The sequence below is a fragment of the Vibrio sp. 1727 genome (genome assembly GCF_033344415.1).
In the GTDB taxonomy this organism is placed as follows: Bacteria; Pseudomonadota; Gammaproteobacteria; order Enterobacterales; family Vibrionaceae; genus Vibrio; species Vibrio alginolyticus.
Genome location: NZ_JAWPOT010000543.1, coordinates 1 through 559 on the forward strand (window position 1 = coordinate 1; position 559 = coordinate 559).

Below are 559 nucleotides of genomic sequence, written 5' to 3' on the forward strand. Positions count from 1 at the left end.
TGCCCGAAGTGATCGCCCATAAAGGCGCTAGCCTCAATAAGGCAATGTCTCACCTGTGGCTCACCACCGAGGGGGTCTTTGGTGTTGCACTTGGGGTATCGACCTCGTGCGTTTTCCTCTTTGTTCTGTTTGGCGCGATGCTAGAGCGTGCGGGTGCAGGTGCTTACTTCATTAAAGTCGCATTTTCTCTACTTGGTCATATGAAAGGCGGCCCAGCTAAAGCCGCGGTTGTCGCATCTGGTCTATCGGGTCTGGTTTCAGGCTCATCGATCGCAAACGTCGTAACCACGGGTACTTTTACCATTCCATTGATGAAACGAGTCGGCTTCCCGGGCACAAAAGCGGGTGCAGTTGAAGTGGCAGCGTCAACCAATGGTCAGCTCACCCCGCCAATCATGGGCGCGGCAGCGTTTTTGATGGTGGAATACGTTGGGATTTCTTACGTAGAGGTTATCAAAGCGGCATTACTTCCAGCGCTGATTTCCTACATTGCGTTGATTTACATCGTTCACCTTGAAGCATGTAAAGCGGGTATGACTGGCTTACCTCGTCGTCATAA

The 559-nt window shown here is 51.7% G+C and carries 1 protein-coding gene; it reads left to right on the forward strand.

What is annotated here, in order from left to right:
• Window positions 1–559: TRAP transporter large permease subunit (locus tag R8O10_RS26815; protein ID WP_318192175.1), on the forward strand; the 559-nt coding region annotated here is incomplete at both ends.